This window comes from Pedobacter sp. KBW06 (assembly GCF_003852525.1).
Classification (GTDB): domain Bacteria; phylum Bacteroidota; class Bacteroidia; order Sphingobacteriales; family Sphingobacteriaceae; genus Pedobacter.
The window spans coordinates 1,618,008-1,625,210 of sequence record NZ_QAJL01000001.1; the positions used below are offsets into that span (position 1 = coordinate 1,618,008).

7 protein-coding genes are annotated in these 7,203 nt (G+C 41.2%); 3 read left to right on the forward strand and 4 right to left on the reverse strand.

Features of this window, described 5'->3' with window-relative positions; genetic code table 11:
• Positions 1 to 43: 43 nt before the first annotated feature.
• Positions 44 to 940 carry a DMT family transporter gene (locus DBR43_RS06440; protein ID WP_124579000.1) on the reverse strand — a complete coding sequence of 299 codons (897 nt, stop codon included), beginning with the start codon at positions 938 to 940 and terminating at the stop codon, positions 44 to 46.
• A complete protein-coding gene (gene pyrF, locus DBR43_RS06445) occupies positions 937 to 1,767 on the reverse strand; it encodes an orotidine-5'-phosphate decarboxylase (RefSeq protein WP_124579003.1) in 831 nt (276 codons plus the stop codon). The genes DBR43_RS06440 and pyrF overlap by 4 nt, the downstream gene beginning before the upstream one ends.
• A 272-nt stretch (positions 1,768 to 2,039) precedes the next feature.
• On the opposite strand from pyrF, the gene rho reads away from it, so the two are divergent.
• Both rho and pssA read left to right on the forward strand, forming a co-directional pair.
• Complete coding sequence (gene rho / locus DBR43_RS06450; protein ID WP_124579005.1) at positions 2,040 to 3,728, forward strand: transcription termination factor Rho; 1,689 nt, start codon at positions 2,040 to 2,042, stop codon at positions 3,726 to 3,728.
• A gap of 20 nt (positions 3,729 to 3,748) precedes the next feature.
• Positions 3,749 to 4,453 carry a CDP-diacylglycerol--serine O-phosphatidyltransferase gene (gene pssA / locus DBR43_RS06455; protein WP_124579007.1) on the forward strand — a complete coding sequence of 235 codons (705 nt, stop codon included), beginning with the start codon at positions 3,749 to 3,751 and terminating at the stop codon, positions 4,451 to 4,453.
• Here pssA and DBR43_RS06460 read toward each other — a convergent pair.
• Positions 4,450 to 4,827 carry an Hpt domain-containing protein gene (locus DBR43_RS06460; protein WP_124579009.1) on the reverse strand — a complete coding sequence of 126 codons (378 nt, stop codon included), beginning with the start codon at positions 4,825 to 4,827 and terminating at the stop codon, positions 4,450 to 4,452. The genes pssA and DBR43_RS06460 overlap by 4 nt on opposite strands.
• Before the next feature lie 17 nt (positions 4,828 to 4,844).
• Positions 4,845 to 5,339, reverse strand: coding sequence for a 2-amino-4-hydroxy-6-hydroxymethyldihydropteridine diphosphokinase (folK, locus tag DBR43_RS06465; RefSeq protein WP_124579011.1), 495 nt, complete (start codon positions 5,337 to 5,339; stop codon positions 4,845 to 4,847).
• Positions 5,340 to 5,396: 57 nt separating this feature from the next.
• Here folK and sppA point away from each other — a divergent pair, with 57 nt between their 5' ends.
• The gene (gene sppA / locus DBR43_RS06470; RefSeq protein WP_124579013.1) at positions 5,397 to 7,172 is read left to right on the forward strand and encodes a signal peptide peptidase SppA; all 1,776 of its coding nucleotides are present in this window, start codon (positions 5,397 to 5,399) and stop codon (positions 7,170 to 7,172) included.
• The last annotated feature ends 31 nt before the right edge of the window (positions 7,173 to 7,203 follow it).

A 7,203-nucleotide genomic window follows, 5' to 3' on the forward strand; every position in this document is an offset into this window, starting at 1 on the left:
GAGCCTAATTTAACTATAAAGAATTAAATTATCACAAAATGAGCTACACTTTTTGTCTTTTGTAATTTGTAATAAATACGCCGAGGATAATCAGCACCGTAGCAATCAGAATGTCAATTGTGATCACCTCATCAAGAATCAGCCATCCCAGGAACAAAGCGATCACGGTGTTAAAATAGGTTAAGATCGAAACCTCTGTCGCCGTTACTCTTTTCAAGGCATAATGGTAGCAGAAAAAGGTAAACACTGAGCCAAAAACAGCGAGATAGGTCACCGCCATCAGACTACGTCCGGTCCAGTTCTCCAGTGCAATGCTGTCGGAAAACAGGAAAGCCAGAATAAATTGAACCACTGCAGAGAAGACAAACTGGTAAAACAGATCCAGGAAGATATGATCTGATTTATGGTTGTTCTTTTTTACGTAAACTGTACCGATGGTCCATCCACTGATGGCAAAGCAAAGGAACATGATTCCTGTTTTATAATTCGGGTCCAGCAATTCGCTGATCCCTTCTCTAAAAATAAAAGCGACCCCCAGAAAGCCAATTATCACGCCTAAAAACCCTTTCCAGGAAGGTTTCTGCAGGCCAACCAATACGCAGGCAATAAACACAAACAAGGGGTTTAATGCATTTAGCAATGAGGTTAATCCACTGGGAATGGTTTGTTCGGCTACGGTAGTCATCCCGTTTGCCATCACAATCATCAATGTAGACAAGATCATTTGACGCCTGAAATAAGGCCAGCCTTTCCAGACCAGTTCCTTTTTCCGGATCAAAATGACCAGTAAAATAAGGGAAGCAATGGTTTGCCGCATGGCAGCTACAAACCAGGGTGGAATGGTTTCCACTGCCACCCTGATTCCAAGATAAGTCGTTCCCCAGACAATGGCAACGACTAATAACGCACCAATAAGCTTTAAATCGGTTTTTTGGGTCATATCAATTTCGCAGATGCTAAAATCTGCTCCATCTCCTGTTGTAATTTAAGTGCCTCTGCTCTGGCGCGTTCGGCAAAATCTTCTCCATTACTGGCGTAGATGATTCCTCTTGCTGAATTCACCAATAGTCCGCATTCCTTATTCAGTCCATATTCGCAAACATCTGCAAGACTTCCTCCCTGTGCACCAACACCTGGCACCAACAGGAAATTATCCGGAGCCAGCCTTCTGATGTTTTCAAATTCCGCTCCCCGTGTTGCTCCAACTACATACATCAGTTGCTCACTATCTGCCCATTGGGAAGAAATACGGATCACTTCTTCATACAGTTTTCCTTCAGGAGTCTGGTGCAGCTGGAAATCACTATGACCTGCATTAGAGGTCAGCGCCAGCAGGATCACCCATTTATCTTTATGGTTGAGGAAGGGCCCTACTGAATCTTTGCCCATATATGGTGCAACCGTAATCGCATCAAAACTCATATCAGACTTCGCTTCATTGAAAAAAGCATCAGCATACATGGCCGAAGTATTTCCGATATCTCCCCTTTTTGCATCCGCAATGGTAAAGATATCTTTAGGAATATATTGCCAGGTTTTGATCAGTGTTTCCCATCCTTTCAATCCCATAGATTCAAAGAAAGCAGTGTTAGGTTTATAAGCCACACATAGATCTTTAGTTGCATCAATGATCTGCTTATTAAATTCTAAAACCGGATTTTCATATTTTAAGAGGTGTTTAGGGATATTCTCCAATACTGGATCCAAGCCAACACACAAAAAAGATTTTTTTAATTGAATCTGCTCAAATAGCTGTTTTTTATTCATCTATGGGTAATTTTGTGTGCAAAGATGCCAAATTTCAGCTTGATATAAGGCTTCTTTTTAAACTTTTAAATGTAATTTTTATAAACATTTTTAACTTTTCCTTGGAGATTAATTTACAAATACATACAATTGTAGCGTAATTCCCTAAAGTTTATCTGACCATTCCAGAAAATCTCAATAAAATTTTGTTCCATACCATCTTTTATAAACGCATTTTTTGCTCTGTTCATTGGATAAATACTTTTTTTTAAAAAATTCTCTACACCTATATAATGTTTAATAAAACAGAATTAAATGAAAAACTCACCGCCGAATTGCGTGAGATTGCTAAAACTCAAGGTATCCTAAATGCTGATGAGTTGCGTAAAGCTGAACTGGTTGAAATTATCGCTCAAATCACCGAACAGCAGCAAAGTGTTGAATCCATTGAAGGCGAAGTGCCTGCAAAAGTGACAAAAACAAAAGCTGTAAAGGAAAATGCTGCTGAAAAAACAACCAGAAAAAGGATCAGAATAACGCCTAAAGAGGAAGAAGAAAGCAAGAACAACAACTTTAACAGGGCATCATTATTTGACGATCAGCCAGCTCAGGCAGCACCTGCTAAAGAAGAGAAAAAAATATCGGCTCAAGCCAAAGTGGTGGCAGAAGCTCCGGAAACTGCTACAGAAGTCCTTTCTGAACCGAAAGAAGAAGCTGTTGCTGCTCCGGCACCGGAGATCAAAAAACACCGTCCCGTAAGAGACGAAAACAGGGCTCCTAAAAACCCGAATAACAATAACAACAACACCGGAAATAACAACGGTGGAAATCAAAAACAAAACGAAAACAGCTACTCCAACCTGGATTTCGACAATACCATCACCAATGAAGGGGTATTAGAGATCATGCCAGACGGATATGGCTTTTTAAGGTCTGCTGATTACAATTACCTGTCTTCACCGGATGATATTTATGTGTCTCAGTCACAAATCAAATTATTTGGTTTAAAAACCGGTGATACAGTAAAAGGAAGCATCAGACCTCCGAAAGAAGGTGAAAAATATTTCCCATTGGTAAGGGTAGAAACCATCAACGGACGTTTACCTGCTGATGTAAGGGACCGTGTTCCTTTTGACTACCTGACGCCTTTGTTCCCAACTGAAAGGTTAAATCTTTTCACAGAAAGCAATAACTACTCGACCAGGATTATCGATCTATTTACCCCAATAGGTAAAGGACAACGTGGTCTGATTGTGGCACAGCCTAAAACCGGTAAAACGAATTTATTAAAAGAAGTAGCCAATGCCATTGCCAAAAATCACCCTGAAGTTTACCTGATCATTCTATTGATTGATGAGCGTCCGGAAGAGGTAACAGATATGGCAAGAAGCGTAAGAGCAGAAGTAATTGCTTCTACTTTTGATGAGCCGGCAGAAAGACATGTAAAGATTGCCAACATTGTACTTGAAAAAGCAAAACGTCTGGTAGAATGTGGTCATGATGTAGTGATTCTTTTAGATTCCATTACCAGATTAGCCAGAGCTTACAATACGACTGCCCCTGCTTCAGGAAAAATACTATCAGGTGGTGTGGATGCAAATGCATTGCACAAGCCTAAACGTTTCTTCGGTGCGGCACGTAACATCGAAAGAGGTGGTTCCTTAACCATTCTTGCAACTGCTTTAACAGATACAGGATCTAAAATGGATGAGGTGATCTTTGAAGAATTTAAAGGTACCGGTAACATGGAGCTTCAACTGGATCGTAAACTATCGAACAAACGGATCTTCCCTGCGATTGACATCACTGCTTCAAGTACACGTAGAGATGATTTACTGCACGACAGAGACACGTTACAACGTGTTTGGATCTTGCGTAACCACCTTGCAGACATGAATGCTCAGGAAGCGATGGAATTTGTACAGCAACAAATCAGAAATACGAAGACCAACGAAGAGTTCTTAATTTCCATGAATAGCTAATTCATCAGAAAAGCTTTTAAATGATAATTAAACAGATCCCCAATGCCATTACTTCCGCGAACCTGTTCACCGGATGTATTGGTATTGTTTTCGCTTTTAACCAGGATTTAAGGTCTGCTGCTTTGTGCATCCTTATTTCCCTGATCATCGACTTTTTTGATGGCTTTGCCGCCCGCCTGCTGAACGTAAGCGGGCCTATGGGTAAAGAACTGGATTCCCTGGCAGATATGGTGAGCTTTGGGGTATTGCCTTCGGTGATCCTCTTTCATATGGCTCCAAAGTCCTTTTTCGGTTATACAGAATTCCCTATACTTTCCTATCTCGCATTTTTTGTAGCGGTATTTTCGGCTTACCGCCTCGCAAAATTCAACCTTGACACGCGTCAAACTGATAAATTCATAGGCGTTCCAACGCCTGCAATTTCCGCAGTAATTGCCTCCGTACCATTCATTTACGAAAGTGACACTTTTTATTTTGACAGCTCGACGCTTACAGTAGTGTTATACCTGGCATTTATTCCTCTGGTATGTTACCTGCTGATCAGCGAGCTTCCATTGATTGCACTAAAGTTTAAAAGCTTTGGTTTTGCAGAAAACAAATTCAGGTATATTCTAATGTTATCAGCAGTTGTATTACTGCTGATCTTTAAGTTTGCGGGGATCCCGCTGATTCTGCTGCTCTATATCCTGTTATCCATCATAGAACAAAAAACGGCTAAAATTTAAAGCCGTTTTTCCAGTTCTGCCTTGGACTGATCCAGTTGTTTATATAAAATTTCCACGAAATCACAGACTTCCCTGAAGGCCTTTGGCAACTCGTCCACACGGGTCAGTTCTCTTGCATTCCGCTCCATCATTTGCATATGCTCTCTGGCATCATTACGCCCCACATACGCAAACGTAGGTTTTATTTTATGTGCACAGCTTGACGCCCTTGCCCAATCCTTATCTGCAATGGCCTTTCCTAAGTCCGCCACATAGGCAGGAGTCTGAGCCTTAAACAGGTCAAGCATTTCTATAATAAATTCAGCACTATCTCCGGACATATCCCTCAGGTACGAGAGATCCAGAGGTTCGTTATTTTTAATTGGGTCGATCATCAAACAAAACTAATAAATTAAATTTTTGTTACAGTTAAATTATCATCTAAGATACCTAATATTTCTGATACAGTCTTCTTAAGAATGGGATGAATTACTTCTCCTGCAATCTCCGTTAATGGTTCGAGAACAAATCTTCTGTATTGCATCTGAGGATGAGGGATTTGAAGTTCGGCACCAAGATTTACAATCTGGTCGGCAAACAGGATTACATCAATATCAATTAAGCGGGAACCCCATTTCTCTTTTCGGATCCTCCCCAGCTCCGCTTCAATTCTCAACACTTCCTGCAATACTTGCAGTGGCGATAAAGTCGTATTTACACCTACCGCCATGTTCAGGAACGAAGGCTGATCGGCCTTTCCCCAGGCGGCAGTTTCATAAACCGAAGACCTGGAAAACACAGCACCTACCTTATTTTCAATTTGTTCAACCGCCTCTGTCAGCAGCATTTCCCGATCCCCTAAATTACTTCCCAGTAACAAATAAACATTTTTACTATCCAACTGCATATAAAAGCCTCAGGCATTTTTTTACCTATATTTACAAATTAAATATTTAACCGTCAAATGAAAGAATTTTTTAAGTATGTTTTTGCAACTGTCGTAGGCGTAGTATTGTCCATAGGCTTGCTTCTCGTTCTCTTTGTTGTTCTTATTGTGGGCATCGTTTCTTCCATAGGTGAAGATAAAAGCGTGGTCGTAGACAGCAATACCGTACTCTACCTTAATCTGGATCAGTCCGTAACAGAACGCACCTTCAATGATCCCCTATCCGATCTTCCAATTGTAGGAGATGAAGGACAAAAAAGTATCGGTTTTACCGATATCATCAAAGCCCTGAAAGAAGCTAAAACAGACGACAATATAAAATGTATTTACCTGAATGTAACTTCTCCGAATGCCGGATTTGCCAATATGAAAGAAATCAGAGAAGCACTTCTCGACTTTAAAACCAGCAAAAAGAAAATCATTGCTTATAGCGAAGTGTATACTCAGGGAGCGTATTATCTGGCTTCGGCAGCAGATAAAGTATATTTAAACCCTGAGGGAGCCCTGGAATTTAAAGGACTGAGCTCTCAACTGGTTTTCTTTAAAGGTGCCCTGGACAAATTAGGGATAGAAGCACAAATCATCAGAGTGGGTACCTACAAAAGTGCCGTTGAGCCTTTTATCACTGATAAAATGAGTGATAAAAACCGGGAACAGGTAACCGCTTACCTGAATGGTTTATATGCAACCTTCCTTGGCGACATTTCCAAAAGCAGAAACATCAACAAGGACAGTCTTTTCAAGATCGCTGATCAGTATAAAATTCAGCAGCCAAAAGATGCGGAAAAATACAAAATGGTGGATGGCTTAAAATACAAAGACGAAATCCTTGATGAACTGAAATCCCTGAGCGGAACAGATAAAAAAAGCAACCTTTCTACCGTATCCATTAATGATTACGCAAAAAATGTAGTCATGTCCGGTAAAGGAAATACCAATAAAACCAAGATTGCGATCATTTATGCCAACGGCGACATTATGGGCGGAGAAGGCAATAACGATCAGATTGGCTCGGAAAGAATTTCCAGGGCGATCAGAAAAGCCAGAACGGATACGAACATTAAAGCCATCGTTTTAAGGGTCAACTCACCAGGTGGCAGTGCATTGGCATCGGACGTGATCTGGAGAGAAGTGGTATTGACGAAAAAGGTAAAACCTGTGATTGCTTCATTTGGTAATGTGGCTGCTTCAGGAGGGTATTATATTGCCTGTGGTGCCGACTCTATCTTTGTTCAGCCAAATACCATTACAGGTTCAATCGGTGTTTTCGGGATGATCCCTAACTTTCAGAAGCTGATGAATAAGGAACTCGGCATTACTTTCGATGGGGTGAAAACCGGACAATATGCAGACATCATGAGCGTCAACCGCCCGATGACTCCGGGAGAAAGACTGATCGTTCAGAATGGTGTAAACCGCACTTACGATGCCTTTATCAGCCGCGTAGCTGATGGCCGTAAGAAAAGTAAAACCTATATCGACAGCATTGCAGGCGGACGTGTATGGGTTGGAACGGATGCCGTTAGAATCGGACTGGCAGACAGAACAGGCAGTTTCCAGGATGCCATCACTGCAGCAGCAAAAAAAGCAAAGATCCAGGAATACAGAATTGTAGAATATCCGGAAATGCTGGACCCGATCCGCTCCCTGCTTGAAAACTCTACAGACAAAATAAAAACCCATTATGCCAAACAGGAACTGGGTGCCAATTACCTGATTTATCAGCAGATCAAAGCTGCGATTTCCAAGTCAGGAATACAGGCAAGAATGCCTTTTGACATTACGGTACAGTAAGTTAAAACCGTCAAAAAGGTGTCTGAAAAAT